Source organism: Kutzneria buriramensis, assembly GCF_003387475.1.
GTDB classification, from domain to species: Bacteria; Actinomycetota; Actinomycetes; order Mycobacteriales; family Pseudonocardiaceae; genus Kutzneria; species Kutzneria buriramensis.
The window spans coordinates 122,209-148,329 of record NZ_QUNO01000015.1 but is presented as its reverse complement, the minus strand read 5'-3'; the positions used below and the strand labels follow the sequence as shown (position 1 = coordinate 148,329).

General features: G+C 71.5%; 2 protein-coding genes. Both read right to left on the bottom strand.

Translation table 11 applies throughout. The annotated features are described in order from the left end of the window. Positions 1-62 precede the first annotated feature (62 nt). Positions 63-563 carry a type VII secretion system-associated protein gene (locus BCF44_RS37620; protein ID WP_116179257.1) on the bottom strand — a complete coding sequence of 167 codons (501 nt, stop codon included), beginning with the start codon at positions 561-563 and terminating at the stop codon, positions 63-65. Then, on the bottom strand, positions 553-26,103 hold the full coding sequence (locus tag BCF44_RS37615; protein ID WP_116179256.1) for a WXG100-like domain-containing protein: 25,551 nt from the start codon (positions 26,101-26,103) through the stop codon (positions 553-555). Before BCF44_RS37615 ends, BCF44_RS37620 begins: the two co-directional genes overlap by 11 nt. Positions 26,104-26,121 lie beyond the last annotated feature (18 nt).

Below are 26,121 nucleotides of genomic sequence, written 5' to 3'. Positions count from 1 at the left end.
AGCTCACCGGGGTCGGAGGACAGGCGCACGCCCCCGATACTGCCAGGTCCACACCGCACGACTCACCCGGCAGGATGAATTGCCGCGTCGGCAACCATCGCCGCCGGCAGTCGCGTCGACGTGCTCGCGCCGGGGTTGACCAGGGCGTCCACCTCGTGCTTGGCGAGCAGGCCGGCCAGTTCCTCGGCGTTCACCACCCGCCACGCCTCCGCCCGCACCCGGGCGCGATGCCCGGGCGCGGTCGTTACCAGCAGGGACGGCGCGTCGTCCGGGCCGGGGGCGATCAGCGGCCGCTGGTGCTCGTCCAGCGCCACCCCGAACTCCGACTCGCGGATCACCGCGAACAGGGCGTCCGGATCCGCCTCGGTGCGCAGCGCGGCGTCGACCGCGTCGGTGGCCGACTCCGGTGTCGGGGGCTCGTAGTCGGGGTTGGGCTCGAACCGGCAGACGGCGCCGTCGACCAGCAGCCAGCCGCCGACCACCGCCTCGGCCGGCGGGTTCTGCCCGTCCGCCGCCGGCTCCCACGCCGGGTCGACCAGGAACACCCACTGGTCACTGGGCATCGGCCTCAATCCCCTCGGTATTCACCTCGGCGAAGCCTAGCCCGAGGCGCTTCATGTCCTGGGCGACCGCGGCGGCAGCCGCCGCATTGCCGCCCTGCGCCCAGGCTCTTGCCACACCCTCCATCACGTGCGAGAGCGTGAGCCCGGCCGTCACCGCGTCACCCGCCTGGCGCAGGAGCTTGGTCACCGCCCCGGCCTTCTCCAGCAGCCGCATGGCGTGCGGCATCGCGGCCGCGAACCTGCCGGCCGCCTCCTCGCCCTCCAGGGACCGGGTCGCGTCGACGGCGTCCTTGGCCGCGTCCACGACCAGCCGGCTCGTCTCCTCGTGCGCACCGTGGTCGGCGAGCGTGGCCGCCAGCCCGTCGGCGTCCACCGTCGCATGAGACGTCGCGAGGTCGGGGATCGGTTCCAGCAGATGCGGGCTGAGTTCCGGCGGCGCCGGCCGGGTCTCGACGTCCTCGTGGTGCTCGGGTGGCGCCGGCCGGTGGTCGGCCGGGGTGCCGTCGAGGTTGATCTGGCCGCGGAGGAAGGCGTCGAAGTCGAAGTCGTCGGCCAGCGCCGGGCCGGTGTGGTCGGCCGGGTCGAGCGCGTCCACGTGGTGCGACGAGCCGGCGCCGGCCGAGCCGGCGGGCGGCTCGGTGGCGGCGAAGTGCTGCGCCCAGCCCTGGTAGTCGAAGTCGTCGTGTGCCGGTGGGGCGAGGACCTGCTCGGACAGCCACTGTGAGAGGTCGAAGTCGGCCGGGGCGTGCGGCTGGACCGGGGCGGCGTGCGGCAGCACGGCCTCCGCCGGCGTCGGGCCGAGCAGGTCGGCCAGCCAGTCGTCGCCGCCGTGCAGCAGGGCCGGGTCGAACAGCGCCGGGAAGATGCCGTTCAGCTCGCCCAGCCGGTCCGGCAGGGCCAGCAGCAGCCCGACGCTGTGGTTCAGGTTCTGTTCCCGTTCCAGGAAGCCCAGCGCCTGCGGGTTGCCCTCGGCCAGCCGGCGCAACTCGGCCAGCGTCTCGTCCTGGGTCAGGCCGCGGCCGAGCACGTCGAGCACGCCGCGCTGGAGCTGCCGCTCCATGTCCGCGAACGTGTGGTCCACCATCAGGTGTTCGTTCTGGCGCACGGCGTTGTCGGTGGTGCGGATGCCGTCGGGGAAGCCGTTGCCCGGGTGCGGGAAGCCGTACGCGTGCATGTCGGTGATCACGGAGACGGCGCCCAGCGGCAGCCGCTGGGTGCCCTCGGGCGTCCACCACTCGGGGTGGTCGACGCTGTTCTGGTGCAGCAACGCGCTGATCTGCGGCAGCGGCGCGTGCAGCGGCTCGGAGATGCCCGTGACGCCGGTGCGCTCCAGCCAGTCCTGCGCGCTCATCACGCCCTCGCGCATGGCCGGGTCGAACACCGCCCACGACTCGTTGCCGGCCTCGTCGTGCACCCGCACCACCGGCGCCACGTGGTAGCCCCAGTTGACCTCGACCGGGTGCTCCCGGGTCGCGCCGGCGGCGGTCGCCGACCGGATGGACAGCAGCGGGCCCGTCCGCGCCACGAAGATCTTCTGCACCGGCGCGCCGAGCTGCTTGAGCCGCAGCGCCCACAGATGGGCCCGCAGGTAGCAGCCGTCCTCCGGGTGGCCGGTCGGGATCGGCAGGTCGCCGAGGAACTCGTGCTGGAAGGTGGCCCGCTCCAGCTCGCCGAACCACTGGTCGGCCACCCGCCGCGGCACGGCCCGGTTGCTCACGCCGCCGAGCAGGTGGTCGAGGAACGCCTGGTGCGCTGCCGGCATCTGGTGGTGCAGGTCGGCGTCGAGATCCGAGTGGTACATGTCGCGGTACGCGTCGTGCACCGCCCAGGTGGCGCGCGGATCGCGGTTGACGCCGCCGAGCAGCGCCAGCGCCTCCTCGTGCCGACCGTTCTCCAGGTGACCGCGCATCGCCGTCGCCACTCCGACCACCGAGGGGTTCGCGCTGGGGCGGGCGCCGGCGGTGCTCGTGACCCGCACGTCGTGCGCCGGGTCGGCGAACATCGTGTTGCCGTGGCCGAGCAGGTGCAGCGCCTGCTGGTACTCGTCGTCGCTGAGACGCCCGTGCTCGTGGGCGCCGGTCAGTGCCTCGGCCAGCGAGGTGTTGTGCGCCGCATGGAACGCCTGGTCGAGCGCGCGGACCGACCGGTCGTCGCGGCCGTTGCGGTGCAGCTGGTTGAACAGCTCGGGCACGTTGTGGTGGTCCGGGCCCAGCGCCGCGCCGATGGTGCGGGCCATGTCGCCGCGGGCGGCCACCTCCTGTTCCGACGGTTCCTCGTCACGGCGCTGTTCGCCCAGGCCCCAGTCGTGCTCCTCGCCGTGCTGGGTGTCGTCGCTGCCGTCCACGGACATGTCGTCGTCGGAGTCGTGTGGTCGGGTGGGCTCGTCGGCCAGGCGCTCCACGCGCGGGTTCTCGCGGCCCAGGTTCAGGCCGTCGTAGTCGTGGCCGAGCCGGGTGTCGGGCACCGCGACCTGGTCGTGCGAGACCCGCTCCACGTGCCAGAGGTTGCGCGGCTTGAGCTCCACGTCGCCGCCACGCACCTGACCGCCCAGCAGGCCGTTGTCGTTGTGGACGGCGGACTTCCGGCCGTCGTCGAGGAACACTCGGCTCGGGTCGCGGTACTCGTCGCCCGGGCCGAGGTAGTGCAGCACCTCGTGGGCCAGCACGTTCGGGTTCTCGCCGGCCTTCCAGTGTGTCTGGTCGGTCGCCCTGTCGCCGACGTGGACGGTGGAGTGCGCGTCCTTGGCATTGTCCGGGAACTCCAGGCGCAGGTGGAACTGGTCGCCGGAGGGCAGCCGGTAGCCCTTGTTCAGCATCTCGTCGACGGCCCGCCTGGCGTCCGCCTTGGCCTTCGCCACCTGCGCGGGATCGCCGTCCAGGTGCAGTTTGACGGTGTGCTCCTGGACGAAGCGGCCCGGCTCCACCTCGATGCGGCGCAGGTCGTAGCGGACGAGGCCGGTGTAGCGCTGGAACTGCGGCCGACCGTTCGCGCCGATCGTGCTCGACGTCTTCACATCGGCGATCTCGGTGTGCACGGTCCGGGCCATGTCGTCGCGGCGCAGGTTCTCCCACTGCGTCGGGTGCAGCGGCCGCTCGGGCGCGAACCACGGGGCCGTGCGCTCCTGGCTGTGCCGCCAGGACTCGTCGTCGATGACCGGCTTGTTCTGGTTGTGGGCCTCGGGGTTGTAGTCCTGGCCCCGGTTCGGCTGTGTGCCGTTGTCGTGCGCGGGCGCGGGCCGGTTCGGGTCGTTGTCGTTGTCGTGCGCGGGCGCGGGCCGGTTCGGGTCGTTGTCGTGCGCGGGCGCGGGCCGGTTCGGGTCGTTGTCGTTGTCGTGCGCGGGGGCGGGGCGGTTCGGGTCGTCCTCGGCCGGCGGGCGGTTGACGTCGGCGATGGCGTTGTCCCGCGCGCGCCGGGCGTCCCACCACGCGTCCTCGGCGGTCCGCGCGGCCTGGTGGGCCTGCTGCGCCTGCTGCTGCGCGTCCCGTTGCGGCTGCTGGAGCTCGTCGATGCGGCGCTCGATCTCCTGCCGCTCCCGGGTCAGCTCCGCGCCGCGCTGGTGCGCCTGGTCCAGGCCGGTCTGGAGGCGGCTCATCCCGGCCTGGTCGCCGCGGACGCTCGCGTCCCACATGTCGTTGCGCAGCGCGGTGGTGTTGTTGAGGTGCACGGCCTCGTTCTGCCGCACCTGCGCCAGCTCCGTCTGCCGGTCGGCGATCTCCTGCCGCGCGGCCAGGTACGCGTCGTCGATCTTGTGCCGGGCGGTGAGCAGCTCCTTCTCGGCGTCCTTCCACGCCTCCTCGGTCGTCTTGACGCGATCCTGCGCCTGCTTGACGGTGTCGGGCAGGGCGCCGTCGTCGGCCATCCGGATCCGCGCACCGTCCTTGAACACCAGCGACGCGCCGCGGCCATCCTTCTGGAACCGGATCTCCGTGTCGTACACCAGCACCTTGGACCGCCGGTCGCTGGTCGTGGTGGTGGCCGGCGTCGCGGGGTGGGTGTCGCCGGTGGACGGGAAGGTCCGGGTGCTGTCCAGGCCGGACCGCTTCACGTCGGCGCCGCCGAAGTTGGCGTTGACGTCCCGGTGGTGTTCGGGCGTGGCCGGGGTGTCCCGGACCCCGCCGCCACCCCCGGCCACCGTGGCGTTCACCGAGCCGGTGACCGACGTGGACACCTCTGTGTCGATCTTGGACGAGTGGCTGGTCGCGCCGCCGACATCCACCGAGTCGCTGACCGCGACCAGCCGGGGGTTGGTGAGCTTGGCGTACGCCGTCAGGCCCGTGTCCTTCAGGCCGGGCAGCTCCACCGGGCCCTTGAGCATCGCCGGCAGGTTGGCCTTGATCACCTCGGGGGTGAGCGAGGTGTCCAGCGCGTGGCTGCGGGCCGGCCGCAGGTCGCCGGTCAGCGCGTGCGCCTGCGTCCGGAGTTCGCGGATGTCGCCGGTGAAGTCGTCGACGTGCACCTGGGCCGGCAGCTGCTCGCCGTCCCGCTGCCACTGCCTGACCTGCTCCGGCCGCACGTCGTCGGCGCCGAGCGGGCGGAGCACCCTCGGCCCGCCGGTGGCGTGGTCGCCGGCGGTCGACACGTCGTCGGCCAGCTTGCGCACCACGAGCTCGTGCGGATCGACGGCGGAGCGGCCGATCTCCACACCGTTGCGGCGGATCTCCAGGTGGAAGTCGACCGGCAGCCGGTAGCGGGCCTGCGGGCCGCTGGAGGAGCTGGTCTGGGTCGCCGAGACCGTGTCGGTGTGGGTGATCTTGCTGCCGGTGGTGCGGGTGATGGACGCGCCGACGGAGTTGGGCAGCGCGGCGCTGACCGCCTTGTCCTGCGTCTTGGGCATGCCGGTGCCGGTGAACTTGCCGGTCAGGCCGGAGTTCGCCTCCTTGCCCGTCATCGCGGCGTCGTTGGTGGTCGACGTCGACTCGTGCGACAGCGTCGTGCCGTCGTGGGTGACGCCCAGGTAGGTCGGCGCGCCGGTCGGCGTCGCGTGCAGCACGACCTCGTACGTGTCGTGGGAGAAGGTGTTGGCCTTCGGCGCGAGCAGCGACACGCCGCCGTTGAGCGCACTGTCCACAAGGGACCGCACGCCCTCCTGTGAGGACTGCGTGCCGATGCGGCGCAGGTTGCCCATCGAGTCGTCGAGCACCGACTCGGGCAGCAGCTTGCCGCCCAGGTCGCCCAGGTTACGCCGCAGCGACGGGACCAGGGCGGTCAGGTCGCCGGTCGGCTCCACGTGGCCGAAGCCGACGGACGCGTGTGGGCCGCCCAGCGTCGTCGGCGCCGGCAGCACCGGGCGCGGGGCCGCGGCCGGCTGCTGGGCGTCGAGGCCGTGCTCCGGCAGCAGCCCCATGGTCCGGGCCTGCTGCTCGGTGACCCGCACGAACACGCTGTCCGGCAGGTTGACGGTACGGCCGGCGGTGCGGACCTCGGTGTTGTGCAGGACGTTGTTCTGCCGCGACTCCGCCACCACGTGCGCGATGGCGTCCATCTTCACCAGCACCGTGCGGCCATTGCCGGACGTGACGCCATGCTCCACGGAACCGCCGAGCGAATGGCTGGTCTTGGCCGACCACTTCCAGCCGCGCAGCGTGGAACTGGCGCTGAAGGTGGCCGAGCCGTGCGCCGGCGTCACGTTCGGACGGGCCGCGACCGCCTCGCCGACGGTCAGGTCCAGCGAGTGGTCGGTCTGCTTGCTGCCGGTGACGGTGTAGCCGCCGGTCTGGGTGTGCGTGAGGGAGATGTCGTCGGAGACGGCGACGATGCGGGGGTTGCCCAGCTCCATCGTCATGCCGACGGCGCCGACCCGGTCCGCGATGCGGCGGTTGTACTGGAGGCCGTCCACCTGCAGGCCGCGGCGCATCACCTGCGGGTCGCCCTCCAGCACCTCGGGGCTGAAGGCGTGGTGCAGTTCGTCCGCGCTGACCCGGCCGGACAGCGACAGCGCGGTGTCGCCGCCACCGGCCTCGCGCAGCGCGTCGACCGCGGCGGCGTGGATGTGCTCCGCGCCGATGACCGCCTCCACGCGCTGGAACTCCGGCGGTCGCCGCAGGCCGGCGTCCTGGCGCAGCTGCGTGATCGAGCGCGGCGCCGGCTCCGGCGTGGTCACGTGCCGGTCGACGTGCGCGGTCGGCTGGGTGTGGCTGGTCAGGCTCTCCGGCACCAGCACGGTGACCTGGCCGTCGATGTGGTGCGCCGCGCCGCGGTGCACCTCCGGCACGTGGTTGCCCGGCAGGCCCGGCGTGATCCGGCGGACCCAGGAGCGGTTGCGGCTGTGCTCCTCGATGGTGACCTCGTAGCGCAGGTTCGAGTGGAACGCGTGCGCCGTCTTCTCGCCCGAGGTGCCCAGCTTGTCGCCGATCTCCGGGCCGGTGTCGGTCTTCCAGGTGCGGGTGTAGCCGTAGCGGCCGCCGGCCGAGGTGGTCGGCGTGGTCACCGCGCGCGAGTCGGTGACCGGCGTGTTGACCCGGCCCTCCAGCGCGACCGAGCCGCCCTTCTGCGCGGTGTCGGACACGGACAGCTTGGCCTTGCTGGAGCCCGAGCCGCGCACCTGGTGGTCCGCGGCCTTGCCCAGGTGGTCCAGCGGGCCCATGGTCGCCTTCACGGTGACCGTGACGTAGTGGTTGCGGCCGAGGCCCGGCTGCTTGAGCCGGAGCTTCATGCCGCCGGCCAGCATGCTGTTCAGGTTGGACGACAGGTTCTCGTGCGACAGGTGCGTGTCCAGCAGTCGCCGGTTGTTCATCGCCTCGGCGATGTCCGACCGGGAGCGGCCGGCCAGCCGGTCGCTGCCGAACTCCGGCGCCAGGTCCCGCAGTGTCTCGTTGCCGCGCAGCGCGTTCTCCACGTGGTCGCGGACACCGTCGGTGCCGCTGAGGTGGAACACGGAGCCCAGGCCGATGGACTTGCCGGACTCCAGGTACTCCGGCGCGTAGTGCCGCTGGGGCGTCGCCTCGAAGTCGCTGTGCCCGCCCTCGGGCACCTGCAGGCCCGCGTGGCCGGCCTCGATGTCGGACATCCGGATGTGCGCGCTGGCCCCGCCAACCGTGTGCACGTCGTGGCCGATCGCCTGGACGTGCAGGCGGAAACCCATGTTGTACAGGCCGGTCGTGCCCTCGGTGCGCAGCGACGACTTCCACTTGGCGGCGTCGCCGAGCGAGCTGGCCAGGCTGTCGCGCTGCGTGTAGCCGACGGTGAGGCCGCCGCCCGCGCTGACCTTGCTCACCGGGTGCGGCGCCGCGGCGCCGCCGAACGTGCCGCTGATGTCGAAGCCGGACTTGGTCGTCGCGCCCCGGCCGGCGGTCGCCGAGCCCTCGGTGTTCGCGTTGACCTTGTAGCCGCCGACGCTGCCCTCCAGCCGCGCGCCGACCGGCTCGATGCGCATCCGCACCGCGCCGATCCGCGTGCCGTCGGCGCTGACCAGGTCCGGCGAGTAGATCCAGTCCTTGGCCATCGACGGCAGGTTGCTCCGGATGTTGTCCGCGGACAGGAAGTTCAGCAGCTCCTGCCGGCCCGGCGAGCCGATCGCGGTGATCTTGCCGTGCAGGTCGCCGGCGAGGTGCTCGAACGCGCCGCCGACGCCGCTGACCGCCTCCGCGCCGAAGACGTTGAGGTGGTCCGGGCGGACGTCGGTGACGTGGGCGTGCGCCGGCGGCGTGCCGACCGCGTCGGTCGGCAGCGCCAGCGTGACGTCCCGCCGGAACTCCACGTGCCCGGCCGGGTGTGTCGGCGCGCCCTTGGCGTCCGTCAGCGACACGTGGAAGTCGACCTTGGCGTGCATCAGGTCGGCGCCCTCGTGGCTGAGCGAGTGCGACTGCGTGACGCCCGCGCTGGAGTCCAGCGAGATCGTCGGCCGCGCGGAGACGACCTTGCCCGACACGGTGCCGCCGGGGCCCACGACCGAGGACACCGTCACCGAGCCGGACAGGTCGTGGGTGCGGGTCTTGGTGGTGCTGGCCGCGGCCGTGCGGGCCGTCGAGCCCGCGAGATCGAGGGTCTGCTTGGGCACCGTGGTCCGCTGCGCGTCGGTGAAGTCCAGGCGGGCCCTGACGGTCGCCTCGTAGGTCTTGCCGTTGACCTTCACCTCGAACTTGCGGCCGTCGCCCAGGAACGAGCCCAGGTTCTCGGTGATCGCGTGGTGGATCGTGTCCGTGCCGGTCAGGCCGCGGCGCTCCGCCGCCGTCATCGGCAGCTGGTCGTGCACGCTCGTGACGACGTCGTCGGCCAGGTGCTCGGCATCGACCGCACGGCCCAGGCCCAGCGACCGGCTGTCCCGGACGTAGCTCGGCAGCTGCGCCGGATCGACCGGACGCGGCGCGTCGGGATCGGGTTCCGGGTCCTGGCGGTGCTCCTGCACCTCCAGCGGGTGGTCCTCGGGCGTCGCCTGGAGCTGCGGGCGGAACCGCGTGGTGCGCAACGGATGCGGCTCGCGTTCGGACTGCCGTTGTTCCCGCTCGGCCACCCGCTGCTGGCGGCGCTGCTCCGCCTCCTCCCGCGCCCGCCGCTGCTGGTCGGCCAGTTCCTGCTGGCGGCGCTGTTCCTCGGCCTGCCGCTGCTGCTGTTCGGCCTGGTGCTCGCGCTCCAGACGGTCGTGCAGTTCCATCGCCCGGCGCTGGTTCTCCTCGTGCACGTCCATCGGGGCGGGCGCGGGGCGGTGCTCGCTGGGCGCGTTCGAGGGGGCGTGCGTGCCTTCGCCCTCGTGCTCCTGCTCGTGTGGCGTCCATTCCGAGACCAGCTTGTCGAAGAACGCGGCCCGGTTCGGCGCCTCGGCGCGCAGCTTGTCGGGGTCGAGGAAGTAGTACTTGGCCGCCTCGGCCATGTCCTCGTTCAGGTTCGTCGCGCCGTACTTGGTGATCGGCCGCTCGCCCTGGAACTTCGGGAAGCCGTCGTGGTCCCAGTAGCCGGACCGCTCGTTGAACTCCCGCTGGTTGTCCTTGCCCAGCGCCTTGAAGATCCGCTTGGCCCGCTGGCCGGACAACTCGCTGCCCTGCTTGGCGAACACGTCCGGGTGGTCGTGCTCCAGCTGGTCGATGAACGCGGACCGCTTCGGCGCCCGCTCGGCGAAGGCGTCCTTGCCCAACAGGTGCGACTTGATCGCGGCCTCGAAGTCGGCGTCGTGGCTCTTGATGTTGGCGGCGCTCGGCGGCTCGGCGTCGGGGGCGCGGTTCGGTGTCCTGCCGTCCTCGCCCCAGCTGCCGATGTGCTTGCCGTAGTCCTCCAGCGCGTACTTGAGCAGGCCGTGCGACAGCTCGTGCGTCGCGGTGCCCTCGAAATTGCGCGGGCCGGAGCCGAACTCCTTGTTCAGCACGCCCAGCGCGTACAGGTTGACCGTCTTGTGGGACGCGATGTACTCGCCGCCCATGCCCGGGCTGACCTTGTTGTTCTCCAGGCCGAAGTTGGCCGCGCCGAAGTGCTGCACCTCCTGCTCGACGTGCGCGCGGCTGGAGGTGGCCCGCCGGTCGCCGGTGATCGGCGCGTAGTGCTTGAGCGCGTTCTGGATGCCGTGCACCTCGTCGGCGGTGAACGCCCGCTGCTTGACCTTGGCCAGTTCGGTGGCCGGCGCGTTCGGGTTGCTCTCCCGGATCGCGTTCACGCCGTGCTGGCCGTCGTCGGAGATGTGCACGCCGTGCTCGCCGGCGACGTCCGACTTGATCACGGCCAGGTCGTCGCCCGGCTCGTGCATCGGGGCCGGGTGGTGGCCAGAGCCGCTGTGGTCCGACGTGTCGTCGTGGCCGGGCGTGCCGTGGCTGGTGGTGGTCCACGGGTCGGCGACGTCCCGGTGGTTGCCGGTGTGCGCGCTCTCCGGCAGGCCGTGCGAGCCCAGCGGCAGGTCGTGTTGCACCACGCTGGACTGCGCGACGTCCTCGATCGTCTTGAGGTGCTGCGGCGTCAGCTCCGGCGCCTTGGTCAGCACGTCGCGACCCATCGGACCACGCACCGCGGCGTCGTCCACGTTCTTGCGGAAGATCGCGCCGGTGTCCTTGTACTCGTCCTTGAGGCCGAGGTTGTGCAGCACCTCGTGGGTGAGCACTGAGCCGGAGGCCTTGGTGGACCAGCGGGCCTGGTTGGTCTGGTCTCCATTGTGGACGGTCACGTTGCCGTGCACCGGCCCGTCGTGCACGGTCTTGCCGGTCACCGGGTCCTTGGCTCCGAAGTCGGGCCGGATGTGCAACTGGTCGCCGTTCGGCAGCTTGTAGCGGCCGTTGATGTGGTCGTTGATCGTCTTCGTGACCCGGTCCTGCACGGCCTGCACGTCGTGCGGGCCGACGCCCTCACCCTTGGTGTCCAGCCGGACGGTGAACTCCCGCACCCACTTGCCCGGCGAGACCTCCATCCGCCGCGACTCGTAGCCGATGCGCGTCATCCAGCCGTCCAGCAGGTGGTTGCTGCTGCTGCCGGGCTTGCCCGGCTGGAAGTGTTGCTTGGCGCCGGGATCGAACCGCTCCGAGTTGGCCTGGCCGACGGGCGCGTGTCCGCGCAGGTGCTCCCAGTCCTTCGGGGACGCCAGCGACGGGTCCTTCACGGCCGGCGGGTGCTCGATCGGGCCGTCCCCGTGCGGCGCGGCCGCGGCCAGGTGCTCGGCCGACTCGTTGACCGTGGCCGGCCGCGTGGTCTCGCCGAGGTTGAGCCGCTCGCCGTCGGGCGAGATGTTCAGCATCGACCGCACCGACTCCGGCAGCTGCACGTCGTGGTGCTCGCCGTTGATGGTGCGGCGGTCGGTGATCGTGCTGATCTGGTGCGACAGGTCGGGATGCGAGGTCAGGTACGAGATCGCCGCGTGCCAGACCAGGTCCGGGTTCGGGTGCTTGCGCACGGCCGGTTCCACGGCGGTCAGGTGCAGGTCGCCGTCGCGGTTGTGCATGCCGCGCACCAGCGACTGGACCACGTTCTTGGTCAGGTCCAAAGTGGACGCCCGGTCGTACGGCCGCGGCGCCGACGCGCCCTCCGGCGGCGGCTTCAGCCAGCTGCCGTCGCTGTTCATCCGGATGTTGCCGATGCCCGGCAGCTCGGTGTGGCCCTTGTAGCCGATCCGCTTGGCCACCTGGTTGAGCGCCTCGGGGCCGGTGCGCACCATCACCGAATTGCGGTGCACCTTGCCCATCGGCGAGTCGAAGAACTGCTGCCCGAACGAGTTGATGCCCCGCGGCATCATCTCCTGCTGGTTCTTGCCGTAGTTCTCCCGCAGCTGGTCCAGGTAGGCCTGGGCGAACGGGTGCCCCTTGGACATCACGAACGCCGAGTTGCCGGTGCCGTAGCTGGTCTTGTGCACCGCGAAGCCCTTGTCGGACTGGGCGGTCAGGATCAGGTCGTTGACGTTGTGGATGACGTTGTCGCCGTCGGAGTACATGCCGCCGAAGCGGTGCATGATCTCCATCCGCAGGATGTCGCTGGCCGCCGCGTAGCCGGGGCCGACGCCCTTGTTGGCCTCGGAGTTGTAGAACTCCTGCAGCTGCATGGGGTGCTCGCTGTTGAACACCTCGTGCACGTTGACCACGCGGATGTTGTGCTGCTTGGCCCAGTCGGCCATGTCCCGCACGTCGCGCAGCGGGTCGGGCGAGCCGTCGGTCGGCGCGTGGGTGGTCAGCGCCTCGTTGAACTGCTCACGCGGCACGTCGGTCCACAGCACCGGCACCGACGACTCGTGCCAGTTGTCGCCGAACTCGCCGAAGTTCTTGCGGAACGAGGCCTGCGTGCCGGCGTCGCGCAGCGGGCCGCCCAGCCAGATGGAGTGCGTCAGCAGCGGCGTGGTGGTGTGCTTGTCCAGCGGCGGCAGATGCTCGGCCGGCGCCCACGAGTGGAGCTGGTCGTCGCCCCGCTCGTGCGGGATCGTCCAGTCGGAGTTGTCCCACAGGTGCTCGCCGTTCGGGTCCATGTGCTCGTGCTCGAGCTGGTAGCCCTTGGTCATGTCGAGCATTTCCACGAACTGCATCGACTGGCCGGCGGTCAGGTTGCGGTGGTCGTGGCCGGCCATGAACGACGGCGGCTCTTGGGCCTGGTGCAGGCCGAACAGGTCCGGCCCGAGCAGCGGGGCGTGCGCCGAGGCGGGGCCGTGGCCCACGGAGTCGGCGTGCAGGTCGGCGAGCAGCTCGTCCGGCGAGTTGTAGGGCTCGTGCGGCGCGAGCGCCGGCGCCGGGGCCGGCCGGTGCTCGGCCGGGACGTGCTCCTGCGCCGTGTCATGACCGGCCCGGTGATCGATCAGCTGCTGCGTGAAGTCCACGAACTTCTGCAGGTGCTCGGTCGAGTGGCCGCCCTCGCGCGCGTGCTCGATCTGCTGCTGCACATGGTCGTGCACGGTCCGGAGATCGGCGTCGCCGTAGCCCTGCCAGCTGCGCGCGGTCAGGTCGTTCTCCTGCCGCAGCGCGTGCACGGTGATCGCCGTGTCGCGCTCGTTCCTGAGCTGGGTCAGACGGTCCTCGAGGCGCTGCACCTCGCGGTCGGCCGCCTGCCGCCGGTTGGCCTGCTCGTCCGGCCGGAACAGGTCCGACACGGATCGCTGGTCACGCTGGGCCCGCACGTCGGCCAGCCGGTCCTCGACCATCCGCACCCGCTGGTCGACGATGTCGGGCCGGGCCGCGTGCTGCGAGGCGTCGATCATCTTCTGGATCGCGGCCGACCGCTCCGGGTCGCGGGCATGGGTCTGGTGCATGTCGTGCAACGTGCGGCTGTCCAGGCCGTACAGCGAGGCCTCGAACGACCGCAACGGTGTGCCGTGGTGCACCGGGCCGAAACCGCCGGGCACCACCATGTCCAGGTCCGGCGCGGTGGACCGCGTCGGCGGCTCCTGCCGCATGAACGGCTGCGGCCTCGGCTCGACCCGCCGCACGGGCGCCGGTTCGTGGCCCGCCTCGTGGTGATCGGCGCCGTTGCGCGGGGTGTTCAGGTCCTCGTAGCCCCGATCGCGGCCCACCTGTTCGGTGAAGTCCACGAACTTCTGAAGGTGCTCGGTCGGGTGGCCGCCCTCCCGCGCGTGCTCGATCTGTTGCTGCACATGGTCGTGCACGGTCTTCAGGTCGGTCTCGTCGTAGCCCCGCCAGCCGTACGAGGCCGGATCGTCCTCCTCCCGCAGCGCATGGAGGGTGATCGCCGCGTCGCGGTCGCCGCGGAGCTGGGCCAGGCGGTTCTCCAGGAACTGCACCTGGCGGTCGTCCGCCTCCCGACGGGCCTCCCGCTCCTCGCGCGCGGCCTTGGACGTGAACGCGTCGCCGAACCGACCCGGCGCCGACCGCTCGTCGCGGCGGGCCTTGGCGTCGGCCAGGCCCTCCTCGGCGGCCCGCACCCGGCGGTCGAACAGGTCCGGCCGCCCGGCGATCCGGTCGAGGTCGATCATCTTCTGGATCGCGGCCGACCGCTCCGGATCGTGGGCGTGCATCTGCTGCATCTCGGTCAGCGCGTTGTGGTCCAGGCCGTACAGCGACGACTCGAACGACCGCAGCGGCGTCCCCTCGTGCACCGGGGCGAACCCGCCGGGCACGACCATGTCCATGTCCTGGCCCTCGGACCGCGTCGACGGTCCCGGCCGCATGAACGGCTGCGGCTTCGGCTCGGGCGCGGGCGTCGACTCCGGCCCGTGGTTCGGGTGCAGGTCCTCGTAACCCCGGTCCTTGAGCAGGTCCCCGGTGAAGTCCGTGAACTTCTGCAGGTGGTCGGTCGGGTGCCCGCCCTGCCGCGCCGGCTCGATCTGCTGCCGCGCGTGGTCGTGCACGGTCTGCAGATCGGCGTCGCTCATGTCCCGCCAGGCCGGCGCGGTCGGGTCCTCCGGGTGCCGCATCGCCTGTATGGTCAGCGCGGTGGCGCGGTCGTGGTTGACCTCGGCGAGGCGCTCCTCGTGCTGCTGCACCCAGCGGTTGGCCGTCGGCCCGGGGTTGGCCTGCCCGTCGCGGCGGGCCTGCGCGTCGGCCAGGCCCCGCTCGACCGCCCGCACCTGGTTGTCGAAGACCTCGGGCCGCCCGGACTGGCGGTTGAGGTCGATCATCCGCTGGACCGCGGTCGACCGCTCCGGATCCCCGGCGTACGCCTGCCGCAGGTCGCTCAGCGCGTTGTGGTCCAGACCGTACAGCGAGGACTCGAACGACCGCAGCGACCGCTCCTCGTGGACGGCGCCGATGCTGCCGGGCATGAGGTGGTCCACGCCCGGGGTCCCGTTGTGCGGCGACGGATCCTGCCGCATGAACGGCCCCGGCGGCGGCGTCGGCTCGTGGGCCGGGCTGTCGAACATCGAGTGCGCGGGGGCCGAACCCTCGAGCTGGAGGTCCCGCACCTGGTTGTACACCCCGTACAGGCGATCGGTCGGGTGCCCGCCCAGGCGCGCGTCGTGCATCAGGTCGTTGACGTGGTCCTCGACGGCCACCAGATCGTCGTTCGACAGCTTCCGCCAGCCGGGCGCCTTCGGGTCGTCCGGCTGCTGCAGCGCGTACGCCGTGAGGGCGTCGGCGCGCTGCGACTCCAGCCGCCGCACCTCGTCGGCGAGCTCGCGCTGATGCTGTGCGAGCCGCTCCTGGTCCTCGCGGTGCTGCGCCTGCTCCCGCTCGGTCTGCGACTCGTCCGGCCGCACGTCCTGGGCCTGGTAGAGGTCATCGAGCTGCTTGCGCTTCTCGTCGAGCTCGCGCGTGAGGTCGCCCAGGTGGTGTTCGAGACCGCCGTCCTGATAGCGGCTCATCCGCTCGATCTCGTCGGTCCGCTCCTGATTGCCGCGCCACGACTCGGCCTGCTCCCGCAGCTGGTCGGCGCTCATGCCGTGCAGCGAGGCCTTGAACGCCGCGTGGTTCTCCTCCGCGGTGAGGTGCGGGAGGTCGCCGGGCCGATGCGCCTGCCCGTCCGTGAGGCTGCTGTGGCTGATCTGCTGCTGGAACTGGGCGTCACGGCGCTGCTGGCGCTCCGCGAGGCCGTCGGTGAAGCGATCGAACTTCTGGATCCCGTCGTTCAACTTCGAGGCGCCGGCGAAGCGGTCGCGGTAGTCGTCGTGCTCCGTCAGCGACAGCGTGTGTTCGAGCTTGTTCACCAAGTCCTTGGCCTCGCCCATGGCCGCACGGTGCGGGGCGAGATCCTCGGTCGGCCCGAACAGGTTCCGCGCACGGTAGCCGAGGCTCTCGCGCTGCGCGAAGCCGAGCTCGTAGCGCTCCACCGTCTGCTTCGCCTCGTCCAACGCGCTCCGCAGCGCGTCGACGCCCTCCCGGGCGACCTGGACCCAGGCCCGGCGCACCGCCGGCTCGTTCTGCACCCGCTCGTGCAGCTTGCGCAGGTCCGAAGGGTCGAAGCCGGCCCGCTCGGCGTCCGAGATCTGCTTGGCCAGGTGCTCTTCGAGCTGGCCGAGCGCCGGGTGCTTGAACTTCTTCAGCCCGTCGGCGTTGGGGCCGGCCACGTACCGGTCGACAAGGTGCGTCACGCGCGCCTTGTTGTGGTTGGCGTCCAGGTGGGCGATCTGCTGCCTGGCGGTGTTGAGGCGGTGTTCGAGTAGCTGGACCTCCGTCCTGCGCTTGGTCTCGGCCGCTTCCTCGGCGGCGCTGCGCAGCGCCTTGGGCTTCCAGGTGGCCTTGGACTGCGCGTCCTTGAGCCGGCTTTCGAGGTTCGCGGCCCGGTCCTGGAGAACCTTCCTGTACCCCTGCGGACCGTCCGGGTGGGCGGCCGCCTTCTTGAGCAGGTGCGTCTGCTGCGCGACGTCGGACACCGCCCGGTCGTTGCCCTCGAGGACGTCGTCGAAGGTGTGCGCGACCTCGTCGACGGACTTGCCGCTGAGCCACGCCTCCATGCCGTCGAGCATCTCCTGGCGGGTCTGCTCGCCGAGCGCGGAGTAGTGGCCGTCGTGCGACTGGATCTCCACCGGTGGCGCGGTTTCCGGGCCGTGGTGGGTCAGCTCGCCGTTGTGGTCGACGACGACGTGCAGGCCGAGCGCGTCGGCCACGGTGCTGGGCAGGTGCTCGCCGACGTGCGAGTCGTGCCACGACGGGGTCTGCAGGCCCTTGCTGACCAGGTCGGCCGAGGTCGGCAGGGCGCCGTGCTCCTTGACGGAGTTGGCGATGTGGTCCACCAGCTCGTGGTCGCCCGGGCGCAGGGGCTCGTTGTGCAGCGCCGACCGCACGATCGGCCACCGCCGCTGCGAGCCGCCGGCCAGGTCGTCGGCCAGCGCCGACCGCCACTGCTGCATCTTGGCGTCGTGGCTGAGGCCCTGCTGCCGCGGCTCCAGGTCGGGGGCGAACTTCTCCAGCGTGCCCTCGCCGACGTGGTCCGCGGCCCACCGCGAGAGTCCCTGCGCGCTGAGACCCTCGTACTCGAACTGGTGCGGGTTCTGGTTGACCTTGTCCAGCACCGAGTTCGTGGCGGCGTCGAGCGCTTCCCGACTGCCCAACGGCGAGGAGTGCTCGGTTTCCACGTGCTGCATGGCCGAGCTGCGCAGGATCGACTCGACGAGCCCGTTGCCCTCCAGGCTCTGCTGGTGCGCCTGCTTGGGCGGCGCCGGCGGCGCTTCCTCGTGGTGGTTGCCCGAGGGCTCCGGGTCGAAGGCGCCCGGCATGCGGAACTCGTTGCCGTGCTGGGTCATCGGGGCGCTGGTCGAGTGGTGCCCCGCCGCCGGGTCCTCGATGCCGGCCTGCCGGTGCACCTCGTCGATCGCCTGCTGGTGGCCGGCGTCGGCCAATGCGTGCAGGGCGTTCCGGTCGCCGCCCTCCACCTTCTGGACCAGGTGCTCGGTGGCAAGCGCGTTGCCGTTGTGGGCCAGGTGGGACAGCCCGTCCAGGTCGTTGAGGTCCGACAGCGAGCGGATGGCGTCCCGGTTGCCGTTGCCGGCCAGGTCGCGCAGCGCCGTGTTGGCGCCGTCGACGCCCCGGTCGGCCAGGTCGCGCAAGGTGTTGACGTCGCCCGCGTCGCGGACCTGGTGCAGCGCGTTCTGGTCGCCCTGGCCGGCCAGGTGCTTGACGCCCTCGTAGCCGGTGGGCGCCGGGACGTGGTCGCCGCCGTGCTGCAACTGCTGCGTGAAGTCCAGGAAGTTCTGCAGGTGCTCGGTCGGGTGGCCGCCCTGCTGCGCGTGCTCGATCTGCTGCTCGACGTGGCTGCGGACGGCGTCCAGGTCGGAGTCGCTGAAGCTGCGCCAGCCATGGGCGGTCGGGTCGTCCGGCAGCCGCAGCGCGTGCACGGTCAGCGCCGCGTCGCGGTCGTTCCGGAGCTGCGCGATGCGGTCCTCGTAGTACTGCACGCGGCGGTCGTTCTGCGCCTGGCGGGCCGCGTGCTCGTCGATCATCCGCTGGGTCTTGACCGCGTTGGGCACCAGGTCCGATGCCGACCACCGGTCGCGGCGGGCCTGCGCGTCGGCCAGCCCCCGCTCGGCGGTCTGCAGGCGGCGGTCGTAGACGTCCGGCCGCCCGGCGTCGCGGTCCAGGTCCAGCATCCTCTGCACCGCGGCCGAGCGCTCCGGGTCGCGGGAGTACGTCTGCTGCATGTCGTGCAACGAGTTGCGGTCCAGGCCGTACAGCGACGCCTCGAACGACCGCAGCGGCGTCCCCTCGTGCACCGGGCCGAAACCGCCGGGCACCACCATGTCCAGGTCCGGCGCGGCGGACCGCGTCGGCGGCTCCTGCCGCATGAACGGCTGCCGCGGCTCAGGCCGGGGCTGGGGCGCCGGCTCGTGCGGTGCCTGCTCCTGGCCGTGCTCGGACGGCGTCGGCTCCGGCTCGTGTTCCGACGGCGTGGGCTCGTGCTCGGACGGCGTGTGGACCTCGTCGGCCGGGATGTGCGCGCCGCCCTCGTCGCCGATCCGGATGTCCCGCACCGTGCCGTACAGCCGGTCCAGGTGCTCGGGCTCGTACCCGCCGAGGCGCGCGTCGTGGATCAGGCTCTCGACGTGGTCCTCGATGCGCGCGATGTCGTTGGGCGACAAGCGTTCCCAGCCCGGCGCCCGCGGGTCGTCCGGCAGGTGCATGGCGTAGGCCGTCAGCGCCTCGGTCTGGTCGTGCTCCAGCCGGCGCAGCTCCTGGGTGAGGTTCTGCTCGTGCCGCGTCAGTCGCTGCTGCTCGGCCTGCCGCTCCTCCTGGTTGCGGCGCGTCAGGTCGGACTTCCACGCGTCCGGCAGCGCGTCCGTCACCCGCTTCAGGTCGTTGACCTGGCGGTGCGTCTCGTCGATCTCCTTGTGCAGATCGCGGACGTGCTGCTCGATGCCGCCGTCCTTGTTCGCGATCTCCTGGTACCGCTGCATTTCCCGGATCTCGTGCAGCCGGTCCGGGTCGTGCTGGTGCTCGTCGGCCAGGTTCCGCAGCTCGTCCCCGCTCTTGCCGAACAGCGAGGCCTTGAAGGCGGAATGCGCCTGCCGCGGGGTGATCTGCGGCGCGTGGGGGTCGGCGTCGTGCGAGTGGACGCTGGACGCGTCGTCGTGCGGCTGGAACTCCTGGTGCGGCTGGAATTCCTCGTGCGGCGCGTACAGGCCCGAGTCGGAATCGCGCGGCCCGTGCAGGTCCGAACCGGCGTCGTCGTGCGGCGCGTACAGGTCGGAGTTGTTGTCGTGCGACGAGTGCTGGCCGAACTCCTGCTCCGCCTGGGCGTCCCGGACGGTCTGCTCCGCGGCGTAGCGGCGCTGCTGGGCCTCTCGCAGCTGGGCCTCGATCGCATGCCGGCGGTCCGTGGACGCCTGCACGTTCTCCTGGATGCGCTGGATGTTCTGCATCTTCTGGTGCAGGTCGGCCGCGCGGTCGAAGCGGTTGCGGTAGTCGGGGTGGTTGGCCAGCTCCAGGTCGCGGCCGTGCTGGTCGACCAGGTCCTGGGCCTCGCGGATCTTCGCGTCGAAGTCGGTGTGGTCCGGGGTGGCGCCGAACAGCCGGTTCAGGAAGCCGTTGATGCCGGTGTTGGCCGACTTGCCCTCGCGGTAGTTGTCCAGTGCCTCCCGCGCGTCGTCGTAGCTGGACTTCAGCCCGTCGAGGCCGCGCAGCGAGGCCTGGGCCAGCACGCGGCGCACCGCCGGCTCGTTCTGCACGCGGTCCTGCAGCTTCTGCAGCTGCGAGGTGTCGAACCCGGCCCGCTGGGCGTCGGCGATCTGCCGGTTCAGGTGGTCGCCGATCTGGTTGAGGGCGTTGGGCGTGAGGTGCGCGAGCCCGTCGGCCTGCTCACCGGCCACGTACTTGTCGACGACGTGCATCATGCCGAGCTCGGGCCCGGCCGCCTTCAGGTCGGCGATCTGCTTGTCGTTGTCCTTGAGCAGCGCGTCGAGCTGGTCGATGTTGGCCTTGTGCTGGGCCGTCTCGGCCCGCTCCTGGGGCGTCTGCAGCAGGTCGGGCTTCCAGGTGGTGGCCGAGCGCTCCTGGTGGATCCGGTTCTGCAGGTCGGCCGACCGGTCCATCAGGTCGTGCATGTACTCCTGCGGGCCGCCGGGGTGGTTGGCCGCGATCTTGAGCTTCTGCATCCGCTGCGTGAGGTTGTACAGGCCCTCGTCCTGGCGGCCGTGCACGAGGTCGGCGACGTCGTGGCCGACCTGCTCGGTGCTCTTGCCGCCGAGCCAGGCCTTCATGCCGTTGAGCAGTTCCTGCCGGTTGGGCTCGCCCAGCGCGGAGTACTGGTTGTCGTGCGAGCGGATGTCGACCTGCGGCGCGCCGTCCGGCCCGTGGTGGGTCTGCTCGCCGTTCTTGTCGACGACCAGGTGCACGTCCAGCCCGTGCGCCACCGCGTCGGGCAGGTGCTGGCCGACGTGCGAGTCGTGCCACGACGGGGTCTGCAGGCCCTTCGTGACCAGGTCGGCCGACGACGGCAGCGCCCCATGGTCCGTCACCGACTTCGTGACGTGGTCGAGGACCTCGTGGTCCCCCTTGGACATGTTCGGGCCGTCAGCGGCGGCCCGCACGACCTGCCAGCGCTTCGCCGACGGCGCGGCGAGGTCGTTGGCCAGCGCCGAACGCCACTGCTGCACCTTGGCCTCGTTGCTGAGACCGGGCTGGTGCGGCTCCAGGTCCGGCGCGAGCTTCTCCAGCGAACGCTGGTCCACGTGCTGCGAGGCCCAGTTCGAGATGCCCCGCGAGTCCAAGCCCGGGAAGGTGAAGCGGTTCGGGTCCTGCTGGATCTTGTTCAGCACGGTGTCGGTGGCCGACTTCACGTCGCCGCGGCCGACGAACGGCGACGCGTGCTCGACCGGCGCGTGCTGGAACGCCGAACTGCGCAGCACCGACTCGACCAGCCCGATACCGTCCATGTTCGGCTGGTGCGGCTGCATCGGCCGGTTCTCGGGCGCATCGCCGTGGTGTCCGACCGCCGGCTGCGGGTCGAAGGCGCCCGGCACGTGGAAGTTGGTCGACGGGGCGCCGCTCGCGTGGTGCCCGCCGCCCTGGTTGGCGCCGGACTGCTGGTTCAGGTAGTTGATCGCGTCCTGGTGGCCGGCGTTGGCCAGGGCCTGGATGGCCTTGTGGTCGCCGCCGTTGGCCATCTGCAGCAGGTGCTGGCCGGCCTGGTTGTTGCCGTTGCGGGCCAGGTCCGACAGGCCGTCGTGGTCCTTCAGGTTGGCCAGCGAGTTCACGGCGTCGTGGTTGCCGTTGGCCGCCAGCTGCCGCAGCGCGGACCCGGAGTTGGCGACGCCCTTGTTGGCCAGGTCGTTGAGCGTGTTGACGTCGCCCGCGTCCCGGACCAGGTTCAGCGCGTCCTGGTTGCCCTGACCGGCCAGGTGCTTGATGCCGTCGTAGCCGGACATGTTGCCCTGCTCGGCCACGTGCCGCAGGCCGCTGACGTCGTTGCCGTGCACCAGCGCGTCCACCGCCGGCTGGTGCTTGTCGACGGCCAACTGCCGGAGGTTGTCGTAGGCCTGCTGGTGCTTGTGGTTGGCCGCCAGGTCCACCAGCTTCGGCACGTCGTGCTTCTCGGCGACGTGGTTGATGGCCTCGTGGTTGCCCTGGTCGGCGAACTGTTTCACCTTGTCGTAGGCCGGCAGCGAGTTGTTCTTGCTCGCGTCCACCAGGCTCTTGACGTCGCCGTGGTTGCCCAGGTGGTCGACCGCCGGCACGTTTCCTTGCCCGGCAAGGTGTTTGATGCCGTCGTAGCCGGCCTGGTTGCCGAGGCCGTGGATCTTGTCCAGCGCGCTGACGTCGCCGCGGTCGACGAAGCCGCGCACGGCGTCGTTGTTGCCGTGGCCGCCCAGCTGCACCAGCGTGTCGTGCGCGCTGTTGTCGCCGCGCTTGGCGAACGCCTCCAGCGCCGGCACGTTGTTGTCGTGCCCCAGCTGCTTGAGCAGCGACTGGGCCACCTCGTGCGGGCCGGGGCTGCGGTGCGCGAGCTCGTCCAGCACGTCGATCGGCCGGCGGTTGGCCATCGAGCCGTACTGGTTGTTGTCGCCGGCCCGGACCAGCCCGTCCAGCGCGTGCACGTGGCCCTTGTCGGCCAGGTCGACCAGGGCCTGGTGCGCGCCCGGATCGCCGTTGCGGGCCAGGTTCGTCAGCGTGGTCATGGCCTCGCGGTTGCCCTCGTCCGCGAGCTGGGTCAGCGCGTGGCCGTCGCCGTTCGCGGCCCGGTCGTACACCGAGGGGCCGAGGTTGGGCTGCTTGCCGCCGTGCAGGTCCTGCCAGTGGGTGTCCCGGACGATCGCGCCCGAGTGGTCCAGATGCCGTTCCAGCAGCCAGAGTTCGCGCGGGTTGATCGCCGCGTCGGCCCGGTACAGGCCGTTGGTCATCATGCCCTTGTCCGTGTCGGACACGACCCGGTTCTGCACGGGGGCGACGTCGTGCTTGGTCTTCGTCTTCGGGTCGAAGCCCTGGTGCTGCGAGCCGTGCGCCTTGTCCTGGAACACGACCATGTCGTTCTTGTAGTGGTCGTAGAAGCCCAGGGTGTGGCCCAGCTCGTGGGCCAGGGTGTGGTCGGTGTCCTGGGAGGTCCAGCCGAGCTGGTGGGCCCGCGCGCCGTCGGGCAGCCCCTGCACGGTGACGTGCTCGCCGCCGCCCTTGGGCACGAACTCGGCCCGCACGTGCAACTGGTCGCCGCTGGGCAGCCGGTTGCCCTGGTTGTAGAAGCGGTCGACGCCGCGCTGCATGCCCTTCTGGATGTTGTCGACCAGGTGCGGCGGGGTGCCCGGCGGGACGTCGAGGTGCACCTTGACGGTGAACTCCTTGACCCACTTGCCCGGCTCGATCTCCAGCCGCCGCACGTCGTAGGTCGTCGGCGCGAGCTCGGCGTTCAGCGTGATCTTCGGACCCTTCTCCTGGACGATCGTGGCCTTGGGGCCCTCGTCGTCCTTGGGCGGGGTCTTGGTGTTGGCCGCGTCCTTCGCGTCCTTCGCGTCCTTCGGCGTGCTGGTGCCGGCGTCCTTGGGCTGCGGGGTCTTGTCGCCGCCGGTGGTGGTGTCGTCCTTGGCCGCCGGCGGGTCGTCGTACTTCCGCCGGTTCACGTCGGTGATCTCGACCTTGGAGTTGGTCAGGAACGCCGGTCGTTCCACCTTGACCGTCGCCTTGGCGTTCTCGTACGCCGGCGTGCCGCGCAGGTGCGACCACTGGTCGTTGTGCAGCGGGTTCTTCGGGACCATCCAGTCCGCGGTCTGCGCCTCGCTGTGGCGCCAGCTCTCGTCGTCGGAGACGCGTTTGATCGGCTGCTTGATCGGGGCGGTGTCATCGTCCTTGGGCGTGTTGTTCTCGGGGCCCTTGTTCTCCGGGTCCTTCGCCTCCGGAGCCTTGGTCTCCGGAGCCTTGGTCTCCGGAGCCTTGGTCTCCGGGGTCTTGGTCTCCGGGGCCTTCGTGTCGGGGCCCTTGGTCGCCGGCCCCTTCTCCGCCACCGGGGCCGCGGTGGACTCGTGGCTCTTGACGCCGCCGGTGGTCGTCGGCGACTTCGGCTTCGGCGTCACACCGCCGTCGTGCTCGGTCTTCGGCCGCGGCATCGGGTCGTTGGACCGGCCGGCGCCCCGCTCCGACGGCGGCTTGCGGGTCGGGTCCTCGGTGCGGGTCTGCGGGCCGGTGTCGGTCCGGTCGCCGACACGCGGCTTCGGCCCGGAGTCCACCGTCGCGCCACGCTCGTTGTTGCCGCCGCCGCGCGAGTTGCCGGCCGGCGCCTCGTGCGGCTGGCCGCCGCCCATCATCGGCGGCGGGACGGCCTCGTTCTGGTGCGGGGCCGGCGTGTTGTCCTTGGCCGTGACCGGCTCGTCGTGCGGGATCGGCTGCTGGTTCGAGACCTGGCGCGGCGGGTTCTGGGTGGAGTCGTGCGGGGCCGGCTGGTTGGTGGTCGTGTTGTCGTGCGGGACGGCCGTTTCGTGCGGCGCCGTCGGCGCGGCCGGGGTGTGCTCGGCCGACGGAGTGTGCTGGGTGACCGGGGTGTTGTCGGTCACCGGCATGTGTTCGGCCGGCGGAGTGTGCTGGGCCGGCGGGGTGGACTCGGCGGGCGGGGTGTGCTGGACCGGCGGCGCCTGCTGGGTGGCCGGCTCGTGCGTGGTGGTGGTGGTGGTGTTCTCGTGAGTGGTGCTCGGGGTGTTGTCCCGGGGCAGGCCGCTCTCGGTGTTGATCTTCGGGGCGTCGACCTTCGGCGTGTTGTCGACGGTGACCGGACGGTCCGTGCCGCGAGGCGCCGGGGTCGGCGACGACTGTGTGGGGGTGTTGGTCGTCGTGGTGCCACGGCTGGGCGGCGGGGTGTTGCTGACGCCGCGGTCGCCGCCGGTGTTGCTGGTGTTGTTGCCACGGTTGTCGGTGGCCGGGGCGTCGTGCTGCTGACCGCCCATCATCGGCGGCGGCGTGGACTGCTGCTGGGTGTGCGGCTGCTCCTGCGGACCACGGGCCGGGCCACCGGTGTCGGTGCTGGTGGTGCTGGTGGTCCGCGGACCGCCGCCCAGGTTGTGGGCAGCGGTGTCCGTGCCGGTGTTGTGCTGCTGCGTCGACGAATCGTTCTGGTGCTGCTGCACCGGCGGGGCCTGGTGCTGCTCGGCCGGCGGCGGCGAGCTCTGGTGCTGCTCCACCGGAGGCGGAGTGTTCTGGTGCTGCGACACCGGCGGGGCCTCGTGCGACACCGGAGGCGCGCTCTGGTGCGACACCGGCGGCGCAACCTGGTGCTGGGTCGGCGGCGCCTGCTGCACCGGCGGCGCCTGGTGCTGTTCGGCCGGCGGGGCCTGGTGCTCCGCGGGCGGCGTCTGGACGTGCTGCGCCGGCGGCGGCGCGGACGTCTCGGTGCTCTGCTGCACCGGCGGCTGCTCGTGGCTCTGCGGCGGGGTTTCCTGAGTCTGCGGCGGTGGGGTCTGCGAACCCTCGCCACGTGGCGGCGCCTGCTGCGCCGGCGGCGTGTTGGTACGCGAAGGAGGCGGCGTCGCGGACGTGTTGCCCTGGCTGCCACGCGGCGGGGCCTGCGGCGGCGGCGTGGAGTCCTGGGTCTGCTGCACGGGGGGAGGCGGCGCGGCTTCCTCGTGCTGTTGCACCGGCGGCGGAGCGCCCTGGGAGCCCGTGTTCTCCGACGGCGGCGGCGGCACGTTGTTCTGCGAGCCGGAGTTGTGGTCCTGCGAACCGCTCGGCGGCGGCGTCTCGCTCCTGACGTTGGGCGGCGGCCCCTCCAGACCCTCCAGGCCGGAATGGTTCCCGTTGCCGTTGCCGTTGCCGGTGGTGAAGTCGTTGTGGCCACCGGTGAAGCCGTTGCCGTTGCCGGTGTTGAGGTTGTTGCCGCCGCCGGTGTCGAACTTGCCGCCGCCACCGGTCTCCGGCGGCGGCGTGAAGTCGCTGCTGAGATTGGGCTTGTTGAAGTCGCCGGTGTCGAACTTGGGCGTGTTCACGTCGTCGACGTGAATGTCGCCCATGTGCGGCTCGCCGCCGCCGTGCCCGCGCCGCCCACCGCCGCCGAGCGCGCCGGCCAGGCCGGAGGTGAGGCCGAAGCCGAGGTTGGCGTCGTCGTGGTTCATCAGGTTGCTGATCTCGGTCATGCCGAGGCCGGTGGCGCCGCCGGTGAACAGCTGGCCGCCGAACGTGTCGCCGAAACCGGTGGTCTTGAACTTGTTCAGCCCCATGCCGATGCCGCCGCCCAGCGCCCCGCCGATCGCGCCCATCTCGGCGGCGCTGGCGGTGTTGCTCCAGTTCCACGTGAAGTCGTCGCCGTTGAGCTTGGCCTTGATCGCCTGGATGGTCTGGATCGCGACGTCCAGCGCCACCTGCGAGACCACGCCCGTCAGGATCGCCATGGCCAGCCGGCGCAGGATCATCGACACGGTGAGCCGGGTGGCGGCGATGAAGGCGGGGGTCATCGCCTCGCTGGCGCCGAAGGTCCAGAACGCGTTGGCCGCGGCCCACGCCAGCTCCGCCGCCAGCAGCACCAGCTGGCCGATGATCATGTACTTGGAGTACTCGACCTGCTGCGCGGTCTGCGAGGAGAGCTTCGCGACCTGCTTGCCGGCGTCGACCATCGCCGGCAGCTGCTTGTGCATCTGCGTGACGAACTGCTGGAAGGACTCGGCCGGGCGACCGCTCAGGTTGCTCGTGACCAGGTTGAACATCGGCTCGAAGTCGCCGGAGATCTCCTGCACGGACGTGGAGAACTCGGTCCACGCACGGCCGAGCTCGCGCAGCTTGTCCTCGTCGCCCTTGGGCCATTCCTGGCCGGCCAGCAACTTGAACAACCAGTCAAGCTCGGAGGGCATCTCCAGACTCATGGCCTGTCCTTCGGTTCT

Bases quoted from the DNA above. Each gene is read 5' to 3' on its own strand.
- BCF44_RS37615 (WP_116179256.1), bottom strand. From the start codon at position 26,103: ATGAGTCTGGAGATGCCCTCCGAGCTTGACTGGTTGTTCAAGTTGCTG.
- BCF44_RS37620 (WP_116179257.1), bottom strand. From the start codon at position 563: ATGCCCAGTGACCAGTGGGTGTTCCTGGTCGACCCGGCGTGGGAGCCG.